This window comes from Clostridium sp. CM037, assembly GCF_055081095.1.
Genome location: NZ_CM143650.1, coordinates 2,098,594 through 2,123,872, shown reverse-complemented (window position 1 = coordinate 2,123,872; position 25,279 = coordinate 2,098,594). Strand labels below are relative to the sequence as shown.

26 protein-coding genes are annotated in these 25,279 nt (G+C 32.2%); 11 read left to right on the top strand and 15 right to left on the bottom strand.

Annotated elements, in window-relative coordinates; translation table 11 throughout:
* Positions 1-3: 3 nt before the first annotated feature.
* From tgt to ACWJKP_RS10340, 5 genes are all read right to left on the bottom strand, one after another.
* The gene (gene tgt / locus ACWJKP_RS10360) at positions 4-1,128 is read right to left on the bottom strand and encodes a tRNA guanosine(34) transglycosylase Tgt (RefSeq protein ID WP_165412776.1); all 1,125 of its coding nucleotides are present in this window, start codon (positions 1,126-1,128) and stop codon (positions 4-6) included.
* A 25-nt stretch (positions 1,129-1,153) separates the two neighbouring features.
* On the bottom strand, positions 1,154-2,179 hold the full coding sequence (gene queA / locus ACWJKP_RS10355) for a tRNA preQ1(34) S-adenosylmethionine ribosyltransferase-isomerase QueA (RefSeq protein WP_165412777.1): 1,026 nt from the start codon (positions 2,177-2,179) through the stop codon (positions 1,154-1,156).
* A gap of 83 nt (positions 2,180-2,262) precedes the next feature.
* Complete coding sequence (gene ruvB / locus ACWJKP_RS10350) at positions 2,263-3,270, bottom strand: Holliday junction branch migration DNA helicase RuvB (protein WP_165412778.1); 1,008 nt, start codon at positions 3,268-3,270, stop codon at positions 2,263-2,265.
* A gap of 14 nt (positions 3,271-3,284) precedes the next feature.
* On the bottom strand, positions 3,285-3,884 hold the full coding sequence (ruvA, locus tag ACWJKP_RS10345) for a Holliday junction branch migration protein RuvA (protein ID WP_165412779.1): 600 nt from the start codon (positions 3,882-3,884) through the stop codon (positions 3,285-3,287).
* A 206-nt stretch (positions 3,885-4,090) separates the two neighbouring features.
* Positions 4,091-4,867: a hypothetical protein gene (locus tag ACWJKP_RS10340; protein WP_165412780.1), complete on the bottom strand. Its 777-nt coding sequence runs from the start codon at positions 4,865-4,867 to the stop codon at positions 4,091-4,093.
* 219 nt (positions 4,868-5,086) lie between these two features.
* On the opposite strand from ACWJKP_RS10340, the gene aat reads away from it, so the two are divergent.
* The 4 genes from aat to ACWJKP_RS10320 all read left to right on the top strand — a co-directional run bounded on the left by aat (position 5,087) and on the right by ACWJKP_RS10320 (position 10,253).
* A complete protein-coding gene (gene aat, locus ACWJKP_RS10335) occupies positions 5,087-5,755 on the top strand; it encodes a leucyl/phenylalanyl-tRNA--protein transferase (RefSeq protein ID WP_165412781.1) in 669 nt (222 codons plus the stop codon).
* Between the two features lie 164 nt (positions 5,756-5,919).
* On the top strand, positions 5,920-6,981 hold the full coding sequence (locus tag ACWJKP_RS10330) for an IS30 family transposase (protein WP_224578948.1): 1,062 nt from the start codon (positions 5,920-5,922) through the stop codon (positions 6,979-6,981).
* A gap of 236 nt (positions 6,982-7,217) precedes the next feature.
* Complete coding sequence (locus ACWJKP_RS10325) at positions 7,218-8,558, top strand: MATE family efflux transporter (protein ID WP_165415039.1); 1,341 nt, start codon at positions 7,218-7,220, stop codon at positions 8,556-8,558.
* Between the two features lie 276 nt (positions 8,559-8,834).
* Entirely contained in the window at positions 8,835-10,253 is a 1,419-nt protein-coding gene (locus tag ACWJKP_RS10320) for an IS1182 family transposase (RefSeq protein WP_224578694.1), read from the top strand.
* Between the two features lie 115 nt (positions 10,254-10,368).
* Here the strand turns inward: ACWJKP_RS10320 and ACWJKP_RS10315 are convergent, their stop codons facing one another.
* From ACWJKP_RS10315 to ACWJKP_RS10280, 8 genes are all read right to left on the bottom strand, one after another.
* Positions 10,369-11,451, bottom strand: a complete 1,083-nt coding sequence (locus tag ACWJKP_RS10315) for an IS3 family transposase (RefSeq protein WP_165414614.1) — start codon at positions 11,449-11,451, stop codon at positions 10,369-10,371.
* The gene (locus ACWJKP_RS10310; RefSeq protein ID WP_202881894.1) at positions 11,427-11,927 is read right to left on the bottom strand and encodes a hypothetical protein; all 501 of its coding nucleotides are present in this window, start codon (positions 11,925-11,927) and stop codon (positions 11,427-11,429) included. The genes ACWJKP_RS10315 and ACWJKP_RS10310 overlap by 25 nt, the downstream gene beginning before the upstream one ends.
* 195 nt (positions 11,928-12,122) lie before the next feature.
* A complete protein-coding gene (gene splB / locus ACWJKP_RS10305) occupies positions 12,123-13,133 on the bottom strand; it encodes a spore photoproduct lyase (protein WP_165414613.1) in 1,011 nt (336 codons plus the stop codon).
* Positions 13,134-13,365: 232 nt separating this feature from the next.
* Positions 13,366-13,599 carry a hypothetical protein gene (locus tag ACWJKP_RS10300; RefSeq protein ID WP_165414612.1) on the bottom strand — a complete coding sequence of 78 codons (234 nt, stop codon included), beginning with the start codon at positions 13,597-13,599 and terminating at the stop codon, positions 13,366-13,368.
* 140 nt (positions 13,600-13,739) lie between these two features.
* Positions 13,740-14,219, bottom strand: a complete 480-nt coding sequence (locus tag ACWJKP_RS10295) for an LURP-one-related/scramblase family protein (RefSeq protein WP_165414611.1) — start codon at positions 14,217-14,219, stop codon at positions 13,740-13,742.
* A gap of 136 nt (positions 14,220-14,355) precedes the next feature.
* Positions 14,356-15,216 carry a methyltransferase domain-containing protein gene (locus tag ACWJKP_RS10290; protein WP_165414610.1) on the bottom strand — a complete coding sequence of 287 codons (861 nt, stop codon included), beginning with the start codon at positions 15,214-15,216 and terminating at the stop codon, positions 14,356-14,358.
* A gap of 4 nt (positions 15,217-15,220) precedes the next feature.
* A complete protein-coding gene (locus tag ACWJKP_RS10285) occupies positions 15,221-15,970 on the bottom strand; it encodes an AI-2E family transporter (RefSeq protein WP_462961667.1) in 750 nt (249 codons plus the stop codon).
* Positions 15,971-15,975: 5 nt separating this feature from the next.
* Positions 15,976-16,272, bottom strand: coding sequence for a hypothetical protein (locus ACWJKP_RS10280; protein ID WP_318038334.1), 297 nt, complete (start codon positions 16,270-16,272; stop codon positions 15,976-15,978).
* Positions 16,273-16,510: 238 nt separating this feature from the next.
* Between ACWJKP_RS10280 and ACWJKP_RS10275 the strand changes: the two genes are divergently transcribed.
* Positions 16,511-16,771, top strand: a complete 261-nt coding sequence (locus ACWJKP_RS10275; RefSeq protein ID WP_165414609.1) for a glutaredoxin family protein — start codon at positions 16,511-16,513, stop codon at positions 16,769-16,771.
* A gap of 318 nt (positions 16,772-17,089) precedes the next feature.
* Here ACWJKP_RS10275 and ACWJKP_RS10270 read toward each other — a convergent pair whose 3' ends face one another.
* A complete protein-coding gene (locus ACWJKP_RS10270) occupies positions 17,090-18,364 on the bottom strand; it encodes a DEAD/DEAH box helicase (RefSeq protein ID WP_165414608.1) in 1,275 nt (424 codons plus the stop codon).
* Positions 18,365-18,772: 408 nt separating this feature from the next.
* Between ACWJKP_RS10270 and ACWJKP_RS10265 the strand changes: the two genes are divergently transcribed.
* The 5 genes from ACWJKP_RS10265 to ACWJKP_RS10245 all read left to right on the top strand — a co-directional run bounded on the left by ACWJKP_RS10265 (position 18,773) and on the right by ACWJKP_RS10245 (position 22,963).
* Positions 18,773-19,642 carry an SDR family oxidoreductase gene (locus ACWJKP_RS10265; RefSeq protein ID WP_165414607.1) on the top strand — a complete coding sequence of 290 codons (870 nt, stop codon included), beginning with the start codon at positions 18,773-18,775 and terminating at the stop codon, positions 19,640-19,642.
* Positions 19,643-20,030: 388 nt separating this feature from the next.
* Positions 20,031-20,909, top strand: a complete 879-nt coding sequence (locus tag ACWJKP_RS10260; RefSeq protein WP_165414606.1) for a M15 family metallopeptidase — start codon at positions 20,031-20,033, stop codon at positions 20,907-20,909.
* Between the two features lie 15 nt (positions 20,910-20,924).
* Entirely contained in the window at positions 20,925-22,040 is a 1,116-nt protein-coding gene (locus tag ACWJKP_RS10255) for an amidase domain-containing protein (RefSeq protein ID WP_165414605.1), read from the top strand.
* Between the two features lie 41 nt (positions 22,041-22,081).
* Complete coding sequence (locus ACWJKP_RS10250; RefSeq protein ID WP_165414604.1) at positions 22,082-22,381, top strand: hypothetical protein; 300 nt, start codon at positions 22,082-22,084, stop codon at positions 22,379-22,381.
* A gap of 135 nt (positions 22,382-22,516) precedes the next feature.
* Positions 22,517-22,963 carry an RrF2 family transcriptional regulator gene (locus ACWJKP_RS10245; RefSeq protein ID WP_165414603.1) on the top strand — a complete coding sequence of 149 codons (447 nt, stop codon included), beginning with the start codon at positions 22,517-22,519 and terminating at the stop codon, positions 22,961-22,963.
* A gap of 84 nt (positions 22,964-23,047) precedes the next feature.
* Here ACWJKP_RS10245 and ACWJKP_RS10240 read toward each other — a convergent pair whose 3' ends face one another.
* On the bottom strand, positions 23,048-23,260 hold the full coding sequence (locus ACWJKP_RS10240; protein WP_165414602.1) for a DUF3006 domain-containing protein: 213 nt from the start codon (positions 23,258-23,260) through the stop codon (positions 23,048-23,050).
* A gap of 387 nt (positions 23,261-23,647) precedes the next feature.
* Here ACWJKP_RS10240 and ACWJKP_RS10235 point away from each other — a divergent pair, with 387 nt between their 5' ends.
* On the top strand, positions 23,648-25,183 hold the full coding sequence (locus ACWJKP_RS10235; protein ID WP_224578784.1) for a transposase: 1,536 nt from the start codon (positions 23,648-23,650) through the stop codon (positions 25,181-25,183).
* Positions 25,184-25,279 lie beyond the last annotated feature (96 nt).

The window sequence follows — 25,279 nt, the reverse complement described above, 5'->3', positions numbered from 1 at the left end:
TATTTACTCATTCCACTGAGCAAGTTTCTCAGCCTTAAACTCTTCAAAACAATCATTATCAATGGCATCCCTAATGTCTTCCATAAGTTTATTATAAAAATATAGATTATGAAGCACGCAAAGTCTCATTGCGAGCATCTCTTTTGCCTTAAATAAGTGTCTTATATAGGCTCTTGTATAGTGCCTGCAAGCAGGACATTGACATCCTTCATCAATCGGAGCGCTATCCAGCTCAAATTTAGCATTCATTATATTTATTTTACCATCACTCGTAAAAACATTTCCGTGCCTACCATTTCTTGCTGGCAATACACAATCAAAAAAGTCTACTCCCCTAGATACTGCTTCTAAAATATTACTTGGATAGCCCACTCCCATAAGATATATTGGTTTATCCTGTGGTAAGTGTGGAACAACTGCATCAATGATTCTGTACATCTCTTCATGAGTCTCCCCTACTGCAAGTCCTCCTATAGCATAACCATCTAGGTTCATTTTACTAATTGTTTTAGCATGTTCTGTTCTGATATCCTCACAAATACCACCTTGATTTATTCCAAACAACATCTGTTTGTTATTTATGGTGCCCTCAAGAGAATTTAATCTATCCATTTCAGTCTTACATCTAATTAGCCATCTTGTAGTTCTTGCTACTGAGTCTTCTACATATTCTCTAGTAGATGGGTTTGATATACATTCATCAAAAGCCATGGCAATAGTAGATCCTAAATTGCTTTGTATCTGCATACTTTCTTCTGGCCCCATGAATATTTTTTTCCCGTCAATATGTGAATTAAAGTAAACTCCTTCTTCTTTAATTTTTCTCATTTTAGATAGAGAAAACACCTGAAACCCACCGGAATCTGTAAGAACAGGTCTATCCCAATTCATAAATTTATGAAGTCCTCCCATTTGCTTTATAACCTTATCTGTCGGCCTTAAGTGCAAATGATAGGTATTAGATAATTCTACTTGGCAGTTGATTTCTTTTAAATCCATAGTGGAAACAGCGCCCTTAATAACTGCCTGAGTTCCCACATTCATAAATACAGGTGTTTGAATAGTTCCATGAGGTGTTGTAAACTCACCACGTCTTACTTTACCACTTTTCTTAAGTAATTTATACATATTTACCCTACTTTCTATACAATAATTAATATAAAAACATTGCATCTCCAAAACTAAAGAATCTATATCTTTCTTTTACTGCCATATCATATGCACCCATAATTAAATCTTGGCCCGCAAAAGCGCTAACTAACATTATTAACGTGGACTCTGGCAAATGAAAATTCGTTATTATTGCATCAACAATTTTGAATTTATATCCTGGATAAATAAATATATCTGTCCATCCGGATTTTTCCTCTACTCTGCCATTATCATCTGCTATACTTTCGAGTGTTCTATTAGATGTAGTACCTACTGCAATTACTCTGCCACCTGTCTCTTTTACTTCATTAATTATCGCTGCTGCTTCACTACTAAGCATATAGTACTCTGAATGCATTTCATGTTCTTCCACTGTTGCGGCTTTTACAGGTCTAAAAGTACCCAGCCCTATATGGAGTGTTACAAATACAATTTTAACACCCTTAGCTTTAATTTGGCTTAGCAAATCATCTGTAAAATGGAGTCCTGCAGTAGGGGCTGCTGCAGATCCTGCAGCTCTTGAAAATACAGTCTGATATCTTTCTTTATCTTCTAATCTTTCAGTTATGTATGGTGGTAGCGGCATCTCTCCGAGTTTATCTAAAACCTCTTCAAAAATTCCTTCGAATTCAAATTCCACTATTCTACTTCCACCCTCAGAAACACTCATGACTGTTGCCTTTAGTTCTCCATTTCCAAAAACAAACCTAGCTCCAATCTTTGCTTTTTTACCCGGTTTAACTAAGGTTTCCCAGTGGTTAACATCTATTCTCTTTAGTAGCAGGAATTCCATTTTACCTCCTGTTTCCTCTTTCATTCCTAAAAGCCTTGCTGGTAAAACTCTGGTGTCATTTAGCACTAAGCAATCTCCTGGGTTTAAATACTCTATTATATTTTTAAACTGTTTGTGCTGTATTTCCTCATTTGTTTTATTGACTACCATAAGCCTTGACTCATCCCTTTTTTCAACTGGATGTTGAGCAATAAGCTCCTTTGGTAAGTCAAAATAAAAATCCTTTACTTTCAAAAAAACTACATCCTTTCTTTAGCAAAAATCATTCAAACTTCATCATTAAATACTGTGAATTGTTTTAGATTTTTATGCTTATTCTATTTTTTAAAAGGCCTATTCAAATGTTTATAAGCCTTATTAGAAGCCATCCTCCCCCTTGGGGTTCTTATTATGAATCCTTTTTGAATTAAATAAGGTTCATAGACATCTTCTAAAGTTCCTAATTCTTCTCCTATAAAATAAGATAAGGTCTCTATGCCTACTGGTCCCCCATTAAAATTATCTATAATAGCTTCAATCATTTTATTATCTATTCTATCAAATCCTTCGTCGTCTATTTCAAGAAGTTCACACGCAGACTTTGCTAAATTCAAATCAATAATTCCATTCCCCTTAACATCACAATAATCGCGAACCCTCTTAAGCAAACGATTAGCAATTCTCGGAGTACCTCTTGAACGTCTTGCAACTTCAATTGCAGCATCTTCCGTAATATCTACTTTTAAAATAGATGCAGAACGAATTACTATCTCTTTTAACTCACCTTGCGTATAATATTCCATGGCACTTAGCACACCAAATCTATCACGAAGAGGCGCTGTTAATAGTCCAATCCTGGTAGTTGCACCAATAAGTGTGAACTTAGGCAAATCTAGTCTTATAGATTTTGCTGAAGCTCCTTTTCCAATTACAATATCTAAAACATAATCCTCCATAGCAGGATATAATATTTCTTCTACAGCTCTATTAAGTCTATGTATTTCATCAATAAAAATAACATCATAATCGCTCAAACTAGTTAAAATAGCTGCCAAATCCCCCGCTCTTTCAATCGCGGGCCCGGAGGTTACTTTTAAGTTACCCTTCATTTCCTTTGCAATAATGTTGGCAAGTGTTGTCTTACCAAGCCCAGGAGGACCATATAAAAGCACATGATCAAGAGCTTCTTCCCTATTTTGAGCTGCTTTAATGAATATATTTAATTTTTCTTTAATCTTTGGTTGACCAATATACTCTCTAAGTTTTTGGGGTCTTAGCGAATACTCTGCGTCCATATCTTCTTCAATGACCGATGAAGTAATAATTCTTTCCTCAATATCATCCATAGTGTACTCCCACCTTAGTTCATCAAATATTTCAAACAATCTTTAATCATATTTTCAAGTGATTGTTCTTTACTTATAGCTTTTAATGCTTTTTCTGCTTCCTTTTCAGAATATCCAAGGGAAATAAGCGCTCCTAAAACCTCTATAAGTTTTCTATCATCTTCTAAATTACTACCTGAAATTTGTGATAAAGTGTTAGCTGCTGACTGTTCAATATGAATTTTTTCTCTGAGCTCTAGAATTATTCTTTGAGCAATTTTCTTGCCTATTCCAGGTGCCCGTATTAAAGTTTTTTCATCTCCCGATACAATCGCATATTTTAAATTTGTAACACTGCAAATAGAAAGTAATGATAAGCCAGCTTTTGACCCAACTCCATTTATACTAATTACAAGGCTAAACATCTCTATCTCTTCTTTTGTTAGAAATCCGTATAGTCCAATAAAATCTTCTCTAACAATTTGTTTTATATATAATAATACATGCTCGTTAGTTTTGGGCATCTTTGCCATAGTACTTCCAGAGGTATATATTTTGTAACCCATGCCGTTATTATCTACTACAATATAGTCCTTATTAATGCCTACAAAAATTCCATTTATATATTCGTACATATATTTCCTCCTTGATGCTTTCTTCGTGAATATAAATTATTAATTGCTATCATCACATTTTTATAAAGGCTACATAACACTTTACCACCTAAACGGTATTAATTCAATAATTAAGATGCATGAAAATAAATAATAAGTCAAAAAACCTTAAGAAATACATTTTTCTTAAGGTTTTAGTACATATTTTTTTATTTCACATTAGGATGTTAAGACTTTAATAAACCCCTAGCATAATCAAAAGCCTTTTCGGGTGTTTTAAATTCTCCTTTTTCATATTCGGCGCTTTCTTCCGCATCCTTACTACCATCACTGTCTTTACTATATTTTCTACCGCGAATTAGGTCATCCACCAAGCCATCTTTCTCTTTCAAATCACCTATCTTGACATATTGTAATTCCCCTTTGTCTCGAGCTTCAAAGTCATATTTCTGCTGTTTACCATTTGCTATATAAACATTTGAATTAAATAGTTTATGAGCTGTTATGTCTCCATTTTCATCTGTTTTATAAATTGTTACAAGGTCCTCATATACTCCCAAAAAATACCTGTTAGCTTTGTAACTGTACCTATTACTATTATTAACAAAAACTATTTCATCATTACTCATACTAAAAACTGTGTAACCTTGGTTTTTAAAAAATTCATTAAGTTCTAACTGTGTTTTTTTATTTAGCACATCCGAACCATTAAATTGTTTTTCGAGCACCATATTTCTAACTTCATTGTCTTTATATCTAATCTTAAACATAAATTTTGTATCCTGAGATACCCTAACCAATTTAGTATTCACGGATGTTTGCATTAAATTATTTTTGTCATTATCATTAATACTTTTCGCAGTGAATTTTAAATATGGCAATTTGCCACAAGCTTCAAGCTTTAAATCATTTTTATTCATATAGTGATTAAGAGAATAGTTAGCACCAACGAAAGTTATTAAAATTATTGTAAATATTGAATATAAAATTTTTCTGTTTTTCATATTACCACTCCTTATTTGAAATTATGTCCATATAAGGGGGTATTCATTCAATAAATTGAAAAATATAACTTAAATATCAATTTCCTATAATCATAAAGGTGAAAGTATGTATCAATGAGACAGATAGTATATAATAAATTTTACAGACCCTTAGTTTATGTAATTAAATCATCTCCTTCGGAGCTGCAATATTAATATATACCTTGAAAGGAGTTTATTATGACGATTTATAGATTATCAAATGATTTAGTATTCCCAGATCCATCTCTAAGCGACGCGGATGGACTTTTATCCATTGAAGGCGACCTATCTCCCGCGAGATTACTACTTGCGTATTCTAATGGAATATTTCCATGGTTTTCAGAAGACGAGCCTATACTTTGGTGGTCACCTGATCCAAGATTTATTGTTTATCCAAAAGATATTAGAATTTCACATTCTATGAAAAAACTACTTAAAAAGAATACATATAGGGTTTCCTTTGATACTTGTTTCAGAGATGTTATATGTAATTGTTCTAATACAAGAAAAGAAACAGGTACATGGATTACAAATGAAATGATTGAAGCTTACTGCAAGCTTCACGAACTCGGCTATGCCCATTCTGTGGAAACCTGGTACAAAGATAAGTTAGTTGGTGGATTATACGGCATAAGTATGGGAAAATGTTTTTTTGGTGAATCAATGTTTTCAACTATGGATAATGCCTCTAAGGTAGCCTTTACTACTCTAGGCAAGTCATTGGAAGAAAAAGGATTTTATATGATTGACTGTCAGGTTCATACAACTCATTTGGAAAGTTTAGGAGCAGTTTATATTCCAAGAGAAAAATTCTTGGAACTTATGAAAAAAGAAATTTCAATAAACCCTTTAAAATTGTGCTTTTAAGTTGCACAAATCCTTAATTATTCAAGCTCTAAAACTTCTTACAAACAGAAACATCGGGTAAGTTGTAAAATGAAATGACCATAAAACAAAAAATAAAGACCCAAGAGAAAAAATCTTGTACCATGTTAAGTGACTAAACCAACACAAGTACAGGAGGATTTCAAATGAGTCAATTAAATTTTATCACAGAGAACAAAAAAGGTAAACACCTAACATATGAGGATCGTATAAAGATAGAGACATTATACAAAATGGGGCTAAATTCAAGCTGTATTGCGGAGCAAATAGGTGGACGTTCAGAGCGTACAATAAGGCGTGAAATTGCTAAAGGAATAGTAGAATTATTGAATAGTGATTTAACCACTCGAATGGAATATAGCGCAGAAATTGGGCAGTCAGAACATGACAGACAAGGCACAGCAAAAGGGCCTGCATTGAAAATAGGGAAAGATCACAAATTGGTGAAGTACTTAGAAAAAGCCATTGGTAAATATGGCGAATCTCCGTATGCAGCTATTCAAAATATAACAAATAAAGATCTACAATTCGAAACAACTATTTGCTTCAAAACTGTGTATAACTATTTGGATAATAATTTATTCTTAAACATAAGTAACAAAGATCTGCCTGTTAAAAAGAATGCCAAAAAGAGAAACTATAAAAAAATAAGGCCGGCGTATAACAATACCAAAGGGACAAGCATATCAGAAAGACCTACAGCGGTAGCTGCACGTGATGAGATAGGGCACTGGGAAATGGACACCGTAGTAGGAAAGCAGGGTACAAAGACTGTATTAATGGTGTTAAGCGAAAGAGTAACTCGCAAGGAGTTAATCTTTAAAATACCTTCTAAATCACAGGTCGCTGTTGTGAAGGAATTGGACAAATTGGAGCGTAAAATGGGAATGGCATTCTCAAAAACATTTAAAACAATCACCTGTGATAACGGCTGTGAGAACCTTGATTTCGAGGGTATTGAGACCTCAGTAAGGAATAAACGAAAGAGAACTAAAGTATATTATGCCCATCCATATAGTTCATGGGAACGAGGCACAAACGAGAATATCAATAAAATGATACGACGATTTATCCCAAAAGGTGTGGATATTACAGCATTCTCTAAAAAACAAATTATGCAAATACAGCACTGGATCAACAATTATCCAAGAAGGATTTTTAACGGTCTATCTGCTAATATGATGGAACAGAAAACCATTACAACTTAACATTATATTTTTCTTGAAAATTTCGGACATTTTATATTGCAATCTACACAAACAGAAACACCGAAGCATGGAAACGCATTGACAAACTCCAAGTATTATAATATGATTAAATAAATATTGCTTAGGTACTTTTGTCACCGGATAAATGTACTGAAATCATAAGCGTTAGGAATTCATGCCGTTAGGTCTTAGGGTATGAATCGCCTAATGCTTTTTTTTGTTAGGAGGATTATAGTATGAAAACAAAAATTAATACAAGCATTAATAAATTATTTTTCAAATATGTGTTGTTAAATGTAATCAGCATGATAGGATTGTCTTTCTACATATTGGCAGATACGATTTTTGTATCAAGAAATATGGGTAATAACGGTTTAACTGCATTGAATTTAGCATTGCCTATTTATAGTCTTGTGAATGGTATCGGTTTAATGCTCGGCATGGGAGGTGCCATAAGGTATTCCATCCTCTGCGGAGAGGGAAATTTCAAAAATGCAAGCAAGACCTTTACGCAAACCATCTATATGGCTCTTGCCTTTGGGTTCCTATTTACGGCAGTCGGAGCATTCTTCTCTGGTGATATTGCGAGACTGCTAGGTGCTGATGCAGAGGTAATGCCAATGGCAAGTTCATACCTAAGAACAATACTGCTATTTTCCTGTGCTTTTATGGTAAACACTGTGATTGTTTGTTTTGTACGGAATGATAACAATCCGAAGCTCTCGATGATTGCCATGCTTACAGGAAGCTTTGGCAATGTCATTCTTGATTATATTTTTATATTTCACATGAATCTTGGTATGTTCGGCGCCGCATTTGCGACAGGTCTTGCCCCTATCATAAGTATTGGCATACTGTCTATCCATCTTATACAGAAGAAAAACCGTTTTAAATTAGTAAAAACATCCTTACAAAAGAAGTATGTAAAAAAAATATTTTCGCTCGGATTACCGTCTTTGTTCACAGAGGTATCTTCAGGACTCATTATACTTTTGTTCAATATTGAAATTTTAAATCTCATCGGAAACATCGGCGTTGCAGCATACGGAATTATCGCTAACCTTGCTTTAATTGTTGTCGCTGTTTTTACTGGTATTGCACAGGGTATACAACCCATTTTGAGTATAAATTTCGGTATAGGAAATAAAGACAATATAAAGAAAGTATTCAGATACGCTGTGATACTTGCATTTTGTATTGGCTTCGCTTTCTATATTGCGGGGGCGGTTTACCCGAATGTTATTATCCAACTGTTTAACAAGGAGTATAATGCTGCGCTTGCTGATATGGCGACACAAGGTATAAGGCTGTATTTTATTTCCTTCTTCTTCATGGGTTTTAATATCCTAACGTCTTCATTTTTTGCTTCTATTAATCAACCTGCAAAAGCATTTACCGTTTCTCTTGCAAGAGGTTTTATTACTGTTATCCCTTTGATTTTCATTCTTCCGCATTTTCTGCAAATGACAGGAGTTTGGTTAACTATTCCGTGTGCAGAAGTGATTACCTTATTGTTGAGCCTATTCCTTATAAAGAATTATCTCAAAGATGATATTTCTATGCATCCGCCAATTTGACATACTATCACGCTCCATTCAATAGCCTTTATTTTATTATAAAAGCAAAAGCTATCGAATATTATACAATATACACTATAGAGTCAGAAGCTAAAAAAAAATGAACGGCACCCTGCACGTTGTGCAGGGTGCCGTTCATACAGACCGTTGACAAACATAAAATGTAAAACACTCTAATTTAAAATTGGAGTGTTTTTTTCATATTCAAAAAGGATTTTAGGACATCAATGTCGAATATATATAGTATACAAACTTTATAATTCGGAGGGCATTATTATGATTAATGAAAAAAACTTCACACAACAAAAACTAGAAATGGTGTATTTAGAAGATTTAGTTCCTAAAGACCATATTTTGAGAAATATAGATAAATACATGGATTTCTCTTTTATAAGAGAACTGACTAAAAAATATTACTGCTTAGATAATGGAAGACCTGGCGTAGATCCCATTCTACTTTTTAAAATGCTGTTTATTGGGTACTTATTTGGAATAAAATCTGAACGACAACTTGTAAAGGAAATTGAAGTAAATGTGGCTTATAGATGGTTCCTAGGGCTAAGTCTTACTGATACTATTCCAGATCATTCAACAATTAGCCAAAATAGACGTAGACGATTTAAAGGAACAGATGTGTTTCAAAAAATATTTGACGAAGTAGTATTTAAGGCTATAAATCTTAAGATGGTAACCGGTAAAATACTTTACACAGATTCTACACACCTAAAAGCAAATGCTAATAAGCGAAAGCTTGTGAAAATTGAAGTTGAAAAAACGCCGAAAGAATATGTAGCTGAACTTAATAAAGCAGTGGAAGAAGATAGAATAAACCATGGTAAAAAACCTTTAAAAGAAAAAGAACCTGTTACCAAAATAAAAGAAACTAAAGTTAGCACAACCGACCCCGACAGTGGATATATGATGAGAGATGGCAAGCCGGAAGGCTTCTCATATTTAGATCACAGAACTGTCGATAGCAGACATAATATAATTACTGATGTGTATGTTACTCCTGGAAACATAAATGATGTTGATCCTTATATCGATAGATTAGATGTGCAAATAAAAAAGTTTAATTTTAATACAAAATATGTTGGTGCAGATGCTGGTTATGCTACAAATCTTATATGTAAAAAACTATATGAGAGGGAATTAAAATCTGTAATGGGATACCGTAGGTCTCCACATACAAAAGGAATGTACACAAAAAATAAATTCCAATATGTTAAAGAGCAGGACATTTACGTATGCCCTGACTTAAGGGCTTTACATTATAAAACAACAACAAGAGAAGGATATAAAGAATATGTTGGTAATGCAAAATATTGCGACATATGTCCAAACAGAGCTCAATGCTTTTCTGCAAAAAGCAAGTTTAAAACTATTAGAAGACATGTTTGGGAAACGTATAAAGAAGATGTTGTAAAGTTCACCAGAACAGATAAAGGCAGAAATATATATAGAAGAAGAAAAGAAACTATAGAGCGAAGCTTCGCAGATTCAAAACAACTGCATGGGCTTCGCTATTGCCATATGCGTGGATTAGAAAATGTGCAAGAGCAGTGTCTGCTTACAGCAGCAGTGCAGAATATGAAAAAGATAGCTAGCCTGCTATCTTTAAGGTTTTTTGATTTTCTAACTAAGAACATAGTTGTTATTTTAAATTTATCCATAACTCAAAATGCTATCGCATAATTGCATGTAAAAAGCCCAGTATAATAAAAAAATTATACTGGGTTTGTAAACAACCTGAATGAACGGCACCCGGAGTTTGTCAACATAGTTGTCGCAATTTCTATTTCTAACCTTTTTATGACGATGCCTCTTCTATAATAAGAAGCTCTTCTTCTTTTATTGGATTCAAAGATACATATTTGGGTAAATCCCAATTTCTAATTTCTCTACTCCACCTTTCAGGATGGTTCTCTTTTGCCATTGCATACACTTTTTTTCTATTCTCCATAATGTTTTTGTCCAAGCTATAATGCCTCTGGTATGGGGTCAAATATTTGATACCGCTATGCATATGAACATTGTTGTACCAGTAGACAAACTTCGTTACCCACTTTCGTGCATCAGAAATGCTTACAAACCCGCCGTTAGGGAATGTGGGCACATACTTCAATGTCTTGAATAACGATTCTGAGTAAGGGTTATCGTTGCTTACTCTAGGCCGTGAGAATGAACTTTGGACCCCTAGTTTCTCTAATGTGGCAAGGAATGTTGCCGCCTTCATAGGACTTCCATTATCGGAGTGAAGTATAAGAGGTTTACCTAATATTTTTTGAGAAAGGAGAGCACGGCTAACAAGGATTTTAGCATATTCTGCATTCTCTGTTTCCCAAACTTCATAACCAACAATCATACGGCTGAACATATCTAGTATCAGATATAGCTTAAAATATAGACCTTTCACAGAGCCATCAAGCCATGTGATATCCCATGTCCAAACTTGGTTTTGTGCGGTTGCTATGTGCGTAGGTGCAACTCTTTTCACAGGCGCCTTCGGCTTAAATCTATGAGTGTTTTGTTTTTCTTCTCTAAGTATTCTATGAATCGTAGATTCCGAGACAATATAAATCCCCCGATCAGCCAGCTTTGGCACTATTTGTGCAGGTACTAAATCGGCATAGTCATTACTATTTATTACCTGAATAATCTCAGCTCTTTCTTCATCACTAAGTTTATTTTTAGGAGGCTTCCTACATGCTAGCGGGCGTTTATCTTCCGTTGATTCAGGAGTTAGTGACCATCGCTCATAAGTCCTAGTCGATATTCCAACTTCATCGCAGCATGGACTTAACCTAGCACCGGAATGTACAGCTTCATTAATCAGTTCTAAAGCTTTAATGCGATCTGAGGCACTGATTAGTCTTCCTCTTGGTCCCCCCAAATCGCATGAACGTTTTTTCTTAGTACTAGTAGTGCTGCGGTTTCAGCTAAAGCTTTTTCTTTAAATCTAAGCTCTTTTTGAATCTTTATGACTTTATCCTTTTCTTCTTTTAGCTCACCTTTTAACTTTTTAGGATCTTCGATGCTGACGTTGTTTGCATTCATGCATTGTGATTTCCATATCTTTATATCATCTTTATATGTACCTTTCCTTCGGCAATATTCACTAAGCTCTTGCTCGTTTAAAGTAGCCGACTCAAGAACCATATGAAATTTTTCCTCAGATGTCCAATCTCCATTTAGCCTTAAAATCTTTATTCCTTCTTTTTTCTCAGCGTCTTTAATCCATTTATAAATTGTACCTTTATTTATCTTTTTATCTAGAGATACTTTAGTTATGCTTTCTTTTTCAGAACCAGTTACTCTTGCAAGTACTTCTTTTCTTATTTCTTCAGAATACCCAATTTTACTCACCATGATATCTTTCCCCTTTCGTAAAGCCTATACTGTATAATATACTATATTTCTCTCTACGACAACTATCTTAACACATAGGGCACCCTGCACGTTGTGCAGGGTGCCGTTCATAATATAATAGTGCAGTCTTTTATTATGTTAGAAATCAACACTACTCTTAATAGTATGCTACCATCTTATCTTTGGTAAAGAATACTAAGTAAAATATTCAATTATTGCCTGCTTAAAATTATTATTTATAAGTTCTGAGATATAATTTTTAATATCCTCGCTGTCTGGTTTTTTATAGACATATTTGAATTTTCCATACGGCCCCCATTTCAATTGCCTTTTTTCTTCATTCAGATCAAGCTTAGTATTTTTAAATCGTTGAACTATCAACTCCTTTGCCGCTTTAGTAAATCTATGTTGAATAAGTTCAAAGCTTACTTCCCCAGTATAATCACCTAGTGCTATTTTTAGTGTTTCAAATAACTCCTTATATTCCTCACGCCAATTATCATATATCATGATAGGTGCAATTATGAATCCTATTGGATATCCAGCAGCAGCATTTTTTTTAACTGCGTCTATTCTCTCATTAAAACTAGAAGTATTGTGTTCGAAATTATCTATTACATAACGCGAATTTAAAGTAAATCTGAATTTTGTGTGCTTGTTATGTTTTAGCTTTAAAAATGGATCAACATCATTAAATTTCGTTACAAGCCTCAATCTACCATTGGAACTTTCTCCAAAGAACTCTATGCATCTTTTTAAGTTCCCACTTAAGTGTTCAAGCGCAATGGGATCTGTTATACTTGCACATTCAAAGGTCGTAATATTCGGCTTGTTATCCTCTATATAAGTTTGTATATTTTCTAAAATTTCTTCAATATTCATAAAAATCTTCATGAAAGGTTTTTCACCTTGAGTAGTCTGAAGATAGCAATATTCACAATTTGCAGGGCATGAACTTGATAGTGAAAATTGATAATCAGCAGATGGTTTGCAACTCGATAATTTTTTTTGACCGTTTATCGTAAAAAGAACAACCTTTTTAGACATTGCATAATTTTTTTCAGTTGATCCACAATCTATTATTACTCTTTTAGAATTAACTATGGGTACCTTTAAGCTCTCTAAGTGTTCTATAACTTTTTTTGCTGCATCATATTTCAGAACTTTAGGATCTATATATGCAATGTCTGGTATAAATAACTCCATTATCCTCACCTCATAAGTATTATTTTATTAAACAAAGTTATTTATACATCTTAGATCCTTTATAGTTTACCTTATTTCTTAATTATAAGCACACAATAATTATTGCACCTACTGATTCCACAATAAAACCGCGGTTTTATATTTACCATATAAACCAAAATATAGGGAGAACGGTATGATAAATATATACCGTTCTCCCTATGTTTCAGTGCTTTTACAAACTTAATATTTTTTATCTAGTGTTGTATTTATTGATCACCTTATTTTTTAATTTTTTCCCAAGGGTTTCGCCTATAAATCTATCAATCATTTCTTCCTTAGTAGCTTTACCTTCTACAAATATGTTAAATTTCTTGCAAAGCTTGCCTAGGTCCCCTTTACTTATATCACAAGTCTTAATAAAGCTTTTTGCAGTTTTAACACTAGTCATAGCTATTATACGTTTATACATTTCATCATTAGTCATGGATGCACCTCAAATTTCTTATTTATCAAATACATTATATCATCTTAAATAACATCAATAAATCATTTCTAATTAAATTAATAAGTTTTTTTTAAAAAAGTCTTCTAGAAATCGAATATTTATGATATTTACCCATTATTTTATTTTTTATTATCATGCAATACTTGATCAATTACAATTACCATTGCTAAGGTAAACGCATAATTTTCTTCTTCATTGATGGCAATTTCATAAGTATCTCCCCACGAAAGCCATTTTTTGTTTATTTGCGCAACTATACTACCATTTTTCACTATTGAAAAATCATGAACAAAGAAGTCTCCTTCAATCTCGTAATTACCCATATCGCTTTCTATATGGAATTTATTACTAAATAAAGTGAATTCTTTTTTCACTTTGGCAGCATAGTTTCCGCTTAAATATATATTATATTCCGGCAGTAACTTAAATAACTTCTGCTCAATGTATATAATTTCATTATTATTCATATCATAAATTCTAAGTTTATTTCCAAATGAAAAAATCTTTCCTTCTACATTGAACACATCATTACCTGAAACATCTTTAATACTAAAACTGTCACCTATTGAGAATATCTTTTCTCGGATATAAAACTTCACACAAACTCCCCCAATAACATTTATTCCTATATATTTTATTATACATTATAAATATAGTTCCATTAGTTCTAATTTGATTTTACCAAAACAAACATGCATTATCAATAAAACTAAGAAGTTCAAATGGAGGATACGGTTAATTTTTTTCATATATACTTATATTAAAATGGAGCAAAGTTGATAGCTTTGAGGTATCATTAGCTTTTTCTCTCATTGCATTATCAATGGTCCAATAGTAAGGAGTCATTGCAATAAGACTCTTTATATCTTCAGCATTTCCGACATCGATGCTGTACTTAACTTCCACGCTCTGAGTTAACTTAAATCCATCAAATGTTGTTACTTTTTCCTCATGTTTTCTAGCATTTACATATAATATTTCTTTTAAACCATATAAATGTTGAACTCCAGGAGTTATAACAACTAGCTTACCGTTATCCTTTAGAACCCTATTAAGCTCAGTCTCATCTGAGGGTGCAAAATTTCTTATAATGATATCTATAGTGCCTGGCATTATGGGTAGGTTAAAATTACTACCTACTATAAATTTTATTTTTTTATCTCTCTTAGTTGCATAAGTAACTGCAGCTTTCGAAATATCTACGCCAAAAAAATCAATTTCTTTATTTCGGGTGTAGCTAGCTTCTTTTCTATGTATGGCTTCCTTTAATCTGCATAAAAAATATCCTTCTCCACACCCAGCATCAAGTATATTTATATTATTTCCACTTATATTTGATATTATTACATCATTTAGTTTATCAGAGAAAGTGTGATAATACCCTTTATTTAAAAAGTCTCTACGCCCTTCCATCATTTCTTTGCAGTCTCCAGGGTCTTTTGTTTTCTTTTGATTAGCAAGCAAAAGATTAATATGTCCTTTACTTGCTATATCATAACTATGATTATTTAAACATACATATTGTTTTTCATACTTTTTTAAACTTAAGTTGCATACGGGACATTTTAATATAGATTCTTTATTTTCTATTGTCACAAAATCACTGCCTTTCTTTAATTTTCTTTAATTTTAGAATGGTTTTTTCGCTAAACTCTACTCCAATTGAATCTAATATAAACATAAATATTGGGATTCCAAGGAGCAGACCCCAAATTCCCATAAAATGCTCTGATACTATTAATGTTACAAAAGTAAAAAATATTGGAAGATTGGTGGTATCAGACATAAACTTTGGGTTTAAAATATAACTTTCAATAGCATGAATTATAAAAATCATAATAAGCACAAATATTACTTTAACTAACCCGCCCATTTTAAAAGCAATTAAACATAGGGGAATTAGCGAAATAAATAACCCCTCCACTGGTATAAGACTTAAAATAAATATCATAAATGCAAGAGCGAATAATTTCGGAAATCCCATTATAGTTAATCCTATCACTGATAATACTGTATTTGCAATGGCTATCATTATTTGAGCCTGTATTACTTTACCAAAGGAATTTAAAAAATTATTACCAAAATAGCTCAAATAATTATATGCCACAGATACTTTACTATATTTAAACTTATGTACAAATTTTAACACGCTGTCCTTCTCTAATATAAATACTAAGCTTAGTAAAAGCGCCATAAAAAAATTAAAACTCCACTTTCCAAAATTAGTTACAAAAGTCATAATACTTTGAATACCCGATTTAGCATAATTTGCAATATTAATTTGATTAAACATCGGTGCTAAATACTTCGTAAATCCTTTTGTATTTTCAGAAAAATTAATATATTCCATTTTGCCTAAAATAGATATACTTCAGAAATAGCAATTGGTATATATTTTACTGCTAGAAGGACTATAGTTACTGTCATAAACACATATATAATTATAGTAATAATAGTTGGATTTACTTTTACTACTCTGTTAATTTGCTTAACTAAGAAACTTTGTAGACTATTCACTAAATAAGTAATCATAAATGTTAATAGAATCAAATTAAAAATGGATCTTATTAAATATGCAAATAATATTATTGCTAAAAGCAATAGTATTTTCTCTACGGTTTTTCTATTAAATAACTGTGTTATTGTTTGCATTTAAGGCGCTCCTTCATCTTTTTTTATTGTTTTTTGTTAAAATTTATTGAAATTTAACTAAACATTATTTTGATTTTTCGCTATAATAAATTATTTTTCGGCTATTTCATTATATCAAATTGTTTAACTTATTTCTATTAATTACTATGTACTAAATTTAAAATTTTATAATACACGAAGAATAAGAAAAATGGTGTATAATATATATACTAATAAGAAAGTTTGGTGATGATAATAAATGAAACCTGTAATTATGTTTGTAACTGAATGGTGTCCATATTGTAAAAAAGCACTTACTTGGATGGACGCTATAAAAAAACAAAATCCAGAATACGCTGGTATTGATATTAAAATAATTGATGAAGAGCTTCAACCGGATATAGCAAAACAATATACATACTATTATGTCCCTACCTACTATGTTGACGGAGTTAAAGTTCATGAAGGCGTTGCCTCTAAAAATATTATTAATGGTATATTTGAAAAGGCATTAAAATAATTTTAATAAACTAAAAATGTAAGAAGATAATTTTAAATTATCTTCTTACATTTTTTTAATTTCATGTATATCTTTTTAATCGCGGGATATACTATTATTGTAGTCGACAAACAAACATTAAACTTATAAAAGGGAGATGTTAGTTATGTTAATAAGTAAACCACTTGTAATTTTAAGCGTAGGCAATATTGCTGGGGCTAAAAATGGGGACTACTAAGTAATTCCGTATGAAAATTAAAATACGGAGTAATAAATCCATATTTTATATGGATTAGTAAAGCCAATGATTATTTTATATAATCATTGGCTTTATGTTTTTTATCTTGTTGATTTAAAATTTTTAGGCTGCTGATTCCCACCCTGATTTCTTCCATTTCTTCTAGCATTGCCTGATTGTTGAGGCTTTCTTGTTGAAGGTTTATTTGCCTTATCATTACTTGCTATTACAGGTTCATTACTTGCAGGATAAGGATGATCTTCTATTACTGGTATTGATTTTGATATAACCTTTTGAATATCCTTAAGAAAAGGTTTTTCTTCTTCATCGCAAAACGAAAGTGCAACTCCACCAAGTCCTGCCCTACCAGTCCTTCCTATTCTATGAACATAAGTCTCTGGTATATTTGGCAAATCAAAATTGATTACATGAGATAATTCATCAACATCAATACCTCTCGCTGCTATATCTGTCGCGACTAATACTCTTGTTATACCCGCCTTAAAATTATTTAAAGCAAGTTGCCTAGCACTTTGAGATTTATTACCATGAATAGCTTGTGCTTCTATTCCTACATTGTTAAGGTCTTTCGTGATTTTATTTGCACCATGCTTTGTTCTTGAAAATACTAAGGCAGAAACTATGGACTTATCTTTTAGCAAATGAATAAGTAGCGGTTTCTTATCTTTTTTATCCACAAAATATACTGATTGTTCAATAAGCTCAATGGTAGATGAAACAGGCGTCACTGCTACTTTTACTGGATCCACAAGAATAGAATCAACTAGCTTTGAGATTTCTGGCGGCATAGTTGCTGAAAATAACATAGTTTGTCTAATTTTAGGTAGTTGCGCTATAATTTTTTTTACGTCACGCAAAAATCCCATATCAAGCATACGGTCTGCCTCGTCAAGTACAAACATTTCCACATGGTGTATGTTAATGTATTTCTGTTGCATTAAATCGAGTAATCTACCAGTAGTGGCAATTAAAATATCTACTCCACCTTTTAAAGCATCAGTTTGTTTTTTTTGTGATACGCCTCCGAAAATAACTGCACTAGTAAGATTCATGTGTTTACTATAGGCTGTAAAACTTTCTCCAATTTGAATTGCTAGTTCCCTAGTAGGTGCGAGTATTAAGGCCTTTATATTTTTAGGTCCCTTTATAACTTTTTGTCTCCCACAAAGAATTTGCAGTATAGGAATAGCAAAAGCCGCTGTCTTTCCAGTGCCTGTCTGAGCACAGCCTAGAAAGTCTTTTCCTTCCAATATAGTAGGAATTGCAGCTTCTTGTATAGGCGTAGGTTGCACATAACCTTCAGTTTTTAAAGCCTTGTTTATTGGCGTAATAAGATTTAAGTCTTCGAATAACATTTTTTTCTCCTTTGGAAGTGGCTGTCTTTGACTTTAAATGTCACAAATCACTGATATCCTGTTATGAATTTTCCTGAAAATTGGAAACAACAACTTTCTTACATGATTATATTGCATCTAAGAAACCACCCTTTTTATTAGTGATATGAGCATATTTAGGCTGATTTTTCTTCATTTAGCTCCGACTTTGTAGGTCTATGATGTATAAATAAATATGTTTCTTTTATATCAACTTCAATCTTATAACTGTTTTAATTCAACTATTCGTTGCACTCATATTTTCTTATTATAACATATTTCGACTCTTGTTGCTATTCTTCTATTTTCCATAAATAATGTTGAATATAAATGTTAATTTACCACAAACTATATCTACAAAATATTTTTTTTACAAAAGGAGACATTTATATGAATGAAAACTTTAATTACCCTATGAACGTACCTGAGCAAAAACAAGATAAACAACCAGGATTAGAAACGCTTATGAATCCAAGACCTATTTTTGAAAATTTAAATTGCATAGGTTCTGGAAAATTAATGAATAAAGTTGCCTTAATTACAGGTGGCGATAGTGGCATTGGAAAAGCAATTGCTCTTGCATACGCCAGAGAAGGAGCTGACATAGCCATAGTATATCTTGATGAGCATGAAGATGCAGAAGAGACAAAAAAACTTATTGAGGCAAAGGGTAGAAAGTGTATTTTAATTGCCGGAGATATAGGAGACGATACCTTTTGTAATGATGCTGTAAATAAAATAATAAAAGAATTTAGCAAATTAGATATTCTTGTGAACAATGCCGGTGAGCAACATCCCCAAAATAGTATTGAAGATATTACAAAGCAGCAACTAGAGAAAACTTTTAAAACAAATATTTTTGCCATGTTTTATATGGTTAAAGCTGCATTACCCCATTTAATAGAGGGTGCTACTATTATAAATACTTCATCGGTTACAGCCTACAAAGGCCACGAAACCTTAATTGATTACTCCTCAACTAAGGGAGCAATAGTTACCTTCACTCGTTCTTTAGCTCTTTCATTAGCAAGTAGAAAAATACGAGTTAACTCAGTGGCTCCAGGCCCCATATGGACACCTCTTATACCGTCTTCCTTTAGCGCAAATGAGGTTGGTAAATTTGGGAGCAACACTCCTATGGGAAGGCCAGGTCAACCTGTAGAACTCGCTGAAACTTATGTGTTTTTAGCTTACGAAAGTTCTTCATTTATAAGCGGTGAAACTATTCATGTAAATGGCGGCAATATTATAAATGGTTAATACCTAGTATCATCCAGCTTACAAGTGGCATGTTTCTTATCATAACTAAATAGGAAAATACAAAATAGGCGTCAATTTTTTGAGGCCTATTTTGTTCGCTTTGTGGTACCTTTATTTCTACCTCTCTCCTTTTGCAATTTTATAAAAATTTATAATTATTTTATTTCTATTGGAAATAGCTTCACTTAATTTGTTAATATATCCACACATATAATAATAGTACATTGGCAAATATATATACCAATAGTATTATTAATAAGTAATTTGATCCTTGTATATTTCTTAAAAATTTCTTAAAATAATTTATTTTTTTAAGGAGGAAGATATTATCAAAATCAAAATTTTTACTTTCACGCTTTTTGTTAGTTTACTTCTTAATATTTGCAATATGACAATAGCCTCGGCTACAAATTTTACTTTTACAGATCAAAACGCTAATAAGTATAACATAATAATGAAGCAAGACCTACTCTGCCTAATGATAGCTTATCCTGAATATATTACAAATATTGAAGAAAATAATGGACACGTATATTTAATAATGAAGTCTGGAAAAAAGTTATGCTATGATGACAAGAAAGAGAAAAATTCACAAGAAAAACTATCAAACCCAGATCTTCAAGACACGTTAGATCAAATTTATCCCCTTTCTGCTGTTAAAAGCATTATGGAGTCTAATTTTGATCCTGGTCGCTTTCGGTCCTACGACTTATTATCAGAAGTTTATGGCACTTCAAAAAAAGCTGTAGAATCCAAACTTACAAAAGTCAAAGTAGGTTATAGTAATTTTCAATTCAATAATAGTAGTAGTGCATCCGATTCACTACAATCTGTTATGAGTGAGCTAATTCCTCTTTCAGAAAGAAACCAAAATGTAAGAAGATGTCTTCTTCCCTGTAGTGGAACTTTTAATTATCGCGTAATTGCAGGTACAAATCGATTAAGTCCTCATTCTTTTGGTATTGCTATTGATCTTGCTAGTGATAAAAGTGATTATTGGAAATGGGCATCTAAAGAAGCAGGTGAAAACAGATTATCCTCATATCCGAACGAGCTTGTAAAAGTTTTTGAAAATAATGGCTTTGTTTGGGGTGGTAAATGGTCACACTTTGATATCTTACATTTCGAGTATAGACCTGAAATCATTTTAAAAGCTCGCTATTTTACAGGCAATGTAGGTTCAAAAAATGCTTGGTATGAAGGTGCACCATGGCAACAAGTGCCTATAAAGAATGCAATTGATAGAATCAATGCATTAATAAAATAATAGGAGTATAACATTATGAATTTTTGTAAAATTAAAAAATTACAATTATCTAAAAGTAACTTACTTATATTTATCATACTTCTTTTATTAATACAGTTATGTAGCAATAGTTACACATATGCTATTACGGATGATTCAAAAAAAGAAGTTACTAGTTATATAGATCAAATTTTTCAAAAAAGAAATAAAGCCCTACTTAGCAGTGATTTAAAATTAATACAGTCACTTTATAATATGGACACAAAATACGGAACTTGGGCATATGAATATGAAAAAAGAAAAATGGAGTATATTAATAATTGGGCAGAAAAACAAGGAGTTAAGTTTACACATATTATACCAACTGTAATTGTAAAAAACATTAAATGTAGCGATAATAATTTCTCAGTTTATCTATTATGTTCAACAGAATATATATATGTATATGAAAATCAGCCCGGACTAGAAAATACATCTAGAATTGGAACCTATCACAATTTACAACTTATGAGTAAAGATGGTTCTTGGGTAATTTCTAAAGAGTGGTATAAAGATCCATTTGCAAATTCTTTAACTTTAGATAATATTAAGGCAGATTCTATAAAAAAATTTATACTATCTCAAAGCGCACGAGATCTATCTACCATAGATAAAAGAAGAGTAAATGCTGTAGAATATGCTGGTAAATATTGCGGGGCTGCAAGCACCTCAGAATATGAATACAAGTATAACAAAAAATATAGAAATTATAATCCTGAAGGTGGCGATTGTGCAAACTTTGCATCACAAATTCTTTTAGAAGGAAGCAAATTTAAAAAAAATCCTGCTTGGAACTACGACAAAAATGGAGCAACAAGATCTTGGCTAAATGCGGATGGTTTTAAAAACTATATGCTATATAGCGGTAGAGCATCAATAATTTCCTATGGCAGCTATGACAAAGTATATAAGGCTAGTTATAATCTCCTGCCAGGAGATTTTATTGCCTACGAAAAGAAAAATGACATAACTCATATTTCTGTTGTTACAGGCTCTGATTCAAGAGGATACTCCTTGGTCAGCTGTCATAATTCAGATAGAAATAAAGTTCCTTGGGATCTTGGATGGAGCGATAAAAACATTAAATTTTGGCTAGTTAGAGTTCATTATTAACAAAAATATTAAAACAATAAACTATAAGGAGGTAAATAATCATGAAAACTGAAGAACAAATTAAATCAGAAGTTACTAGGCAGGTTATTGATAGTATGAAAACAACTTTAAATGAAGAATTAACTGAGGTAGAGAAGGAATTTGAGGAAACTTATAAAAGCAAGCTTGAGCAAGAAATTCAATATACATTAGAACTTTCAGAAACAGGTCTTAAGCACAATTCAACCAAAAACATAAAAGTAGAAAATAAAAAACTAATACAGCAATTAGATAATATAAGAAGTGAAAAGGCTAAAGTTGAGAGCAAATTGAAGACACTAAATGAATTCGAAAATTTATAGTTCCCCAGAAAGTGTCGTTGTGGCCTGGTTAAGTTGACTTATTCTTTTCAATATAGTAGTATATAGTTTGATGAATAAATATTATATTATGCATAATATGTATATTTTAGTGTAGATAAGGAGAATTAACTTACCATGAATATTTCTACTAAAGGAAGATACGGTTTAAGGGCAATGGTTGATATAGCTGTGCATTCATTTGGAGACTATATACCCTTAAAGGTTATCGCTGAAAGGCAGTCAATCTCAGAAAATTATCTAGAACAAGTGTTCTCAGTACTTAGAAAGGCTAATCTTGTAAAAAGTGCAAGAGGATCCCAGGGTGGTTATACCCTATCAAAAGAAGCATCAAAAATCACAGTAGGTGAAGTTTTAAGAACCCTTGAAGGTGATTTAGATATTACTGGAGATGATGGTGGCGCCTTAGGTGTTGATAAAACCATAAAAGTTTGTATAAACACTCTAGTTTGGCAAGAGGTTAATGAACAAATTAATAAAGTTATGGATTCAGTAACGCTACAAGATCTTGTAGAAAAATATAAAAGTCTAAATGATGAGTATATCTTAGACTTTATAATATAAATGAAGAATAACAGCACTTTGGAAATCCAGGTGCTGTTATTCTTCATTTATTTTCATTAACATAAAAGAACACCTCGATTAATTCTATTCCCATAAATCTTCAGTTAATTTTTCAATTTTCCTGATTCTTTTTTTAGTTTCCATTGTATCAATAGTAATCAAACCATTATCAATACTAAGTACGTCTCCTTCTTTAGCGCTATGAGGTAATTTAATCCTTTTAATATCAATCATAGTTCTATCTTCTTTTTCACATACTGCATAACAGCCAACAAATCTATCTATTATTATTTTCATACAATCAACTCCTTAACGAGGTGCCCCCCAAACGCTACATGGTTCATATCCCGCTTTTGCATTATTCAAAACATATGCATTTTACTTTTCTTTGAGTATCTACAACCATCACTGTGATACTTTTCACCTCTTACAGTATATACTGTGCACTCTCGGAAACTCTTAAGGTACTGCTAACTCTTGATTCATTTTGCTCAAAAATCAACTTCACCTCAAAAATTCGTGGTGCCTCATATTGTACGAATAACCTAGAAAATTTAAGCTATTCGTATTACTTTTAATCTTTTTTACTTAAACATTGTGAAATAAGACTTGACAGCTAGTAAAAATTCGCAAAATTAAATATGTATATTTTTTTACATTATTTCATTTGCGAGGAGTGTTTTTATGTTAACTGTTAAGGTTTCTCATTCTCAATATCAATATTTTCTTGAAACATTTTTAGAAAAATTCTATATTCAAACCAATCAACAAATCACTTTGTTTGAGCGTAGTTCACAAATAACTAAAATCTGGTCTACCGACCTAACCGGAATTGTCCCTCTAATAGAAAGTACTTACTCTAAATCTAATCAAGGGGCTCCGCCCAAAGATGCGGTAGCATTACTCAGGTCACTTATTATCATGGCTTATTGTAAAGAAACTAGTATATCATCTTGGGTAAAAACATTACGTTCAGACCCTTTCTATTCAATTTTATCTGGCTTTATACCCGCTTGCTATTCAGACTCTAAAGCCGAAGGCATACATGTTGACCGAATTCCTGGTGTAGGTACTTTTTATGATTTTATGGATAGGCTGATTCATAAGGATAAGATCCTTAATAAATCCAAACTGCGTAAAATTAAACGTAAACCACGTAAAAAACAAAAGAAAAACCAAAAGATGAATAACTCCAAGTCTGGTGTAGTTGACCGTTTAGTTAAAAGAATCTTAAAATATGATAATTCAAAGCTCCTTGACAGAAGCGAATCCAAAATGAACAACATACTTAAAGAATTATTTGTTATTCCTTCTTTATCAATGGGTATTTTGGGCGATCCTTCTAAACTAAATATTGCTGGCGACGGAACCTGTATGCCAACACAGGCTTCGCCTTACGGTAAAAAAGTTTGTGATTGCAAACTTAAACCAGGAGAACATTGTGACTGTTATCGAAAGTTTACCGACCCCAGTGCTAGCTGGGGTTGGGATAGCTTTAATGAACATTATTACTATGGTCATACCTATCACGGATTTACTGCCTGTGATAGCTTTTACAGCCTACCTATCCATATTAAATTTGTTAGCGCGGCACGCCATGATGCTGTTACTGGCGTTTATGCACTTAAAGAACTTGTGGATTTATATCCTGAAATTAAATTTCATTCTGTAGCCTTAGATTCTGCTTATGATGCTAATGCTTTTTATCTTTTATGCATGCATTATGGAATAAATCCTATTATTGATTTAAATTCACGTTCTTCAAAACCTTCATCAAATAGTGAATTTGTTAAACTTGATAAGAATGCTATTCCACACGGAACTGTTTGTGGACATCAGCTTCGTAATTGGGGAATTATTAGTAAACAATATAGACATAAATGGTTATTCCCAGTTCAATGTGAAAACTGTGAAAAATGTCCTATGAAAAGCAATAAATCTTATTACACTAAAACATTAGACAACCCAAGGTATTTCACTCCAATATTAAGAGGTTCAAAACAATGGAAATCTCTTTATAAAAGACGTTCAACTACTGAAAGATGTTGGGATAGAATAAATAACAATTTTCATGCTGAAGATGCAATTATTTATTCTGTTGGGTGTAGAATAACAAGGGTATTTCTTGGTGCATTTTGCTGTTTCATAGATGCTTGGGCATCAGAAAGATTAATAGCCCTTGCCGATATTTTCCCAACTCTTAAAAATATAGCTGCGTAATTTAAAATAAATTTCAATTCAATAACCAGCCTACGGCTTTTTTAAAATAGTGTATAAAAAAGTCTTTTTGTCATATCCGTAATTAATTCAAATATA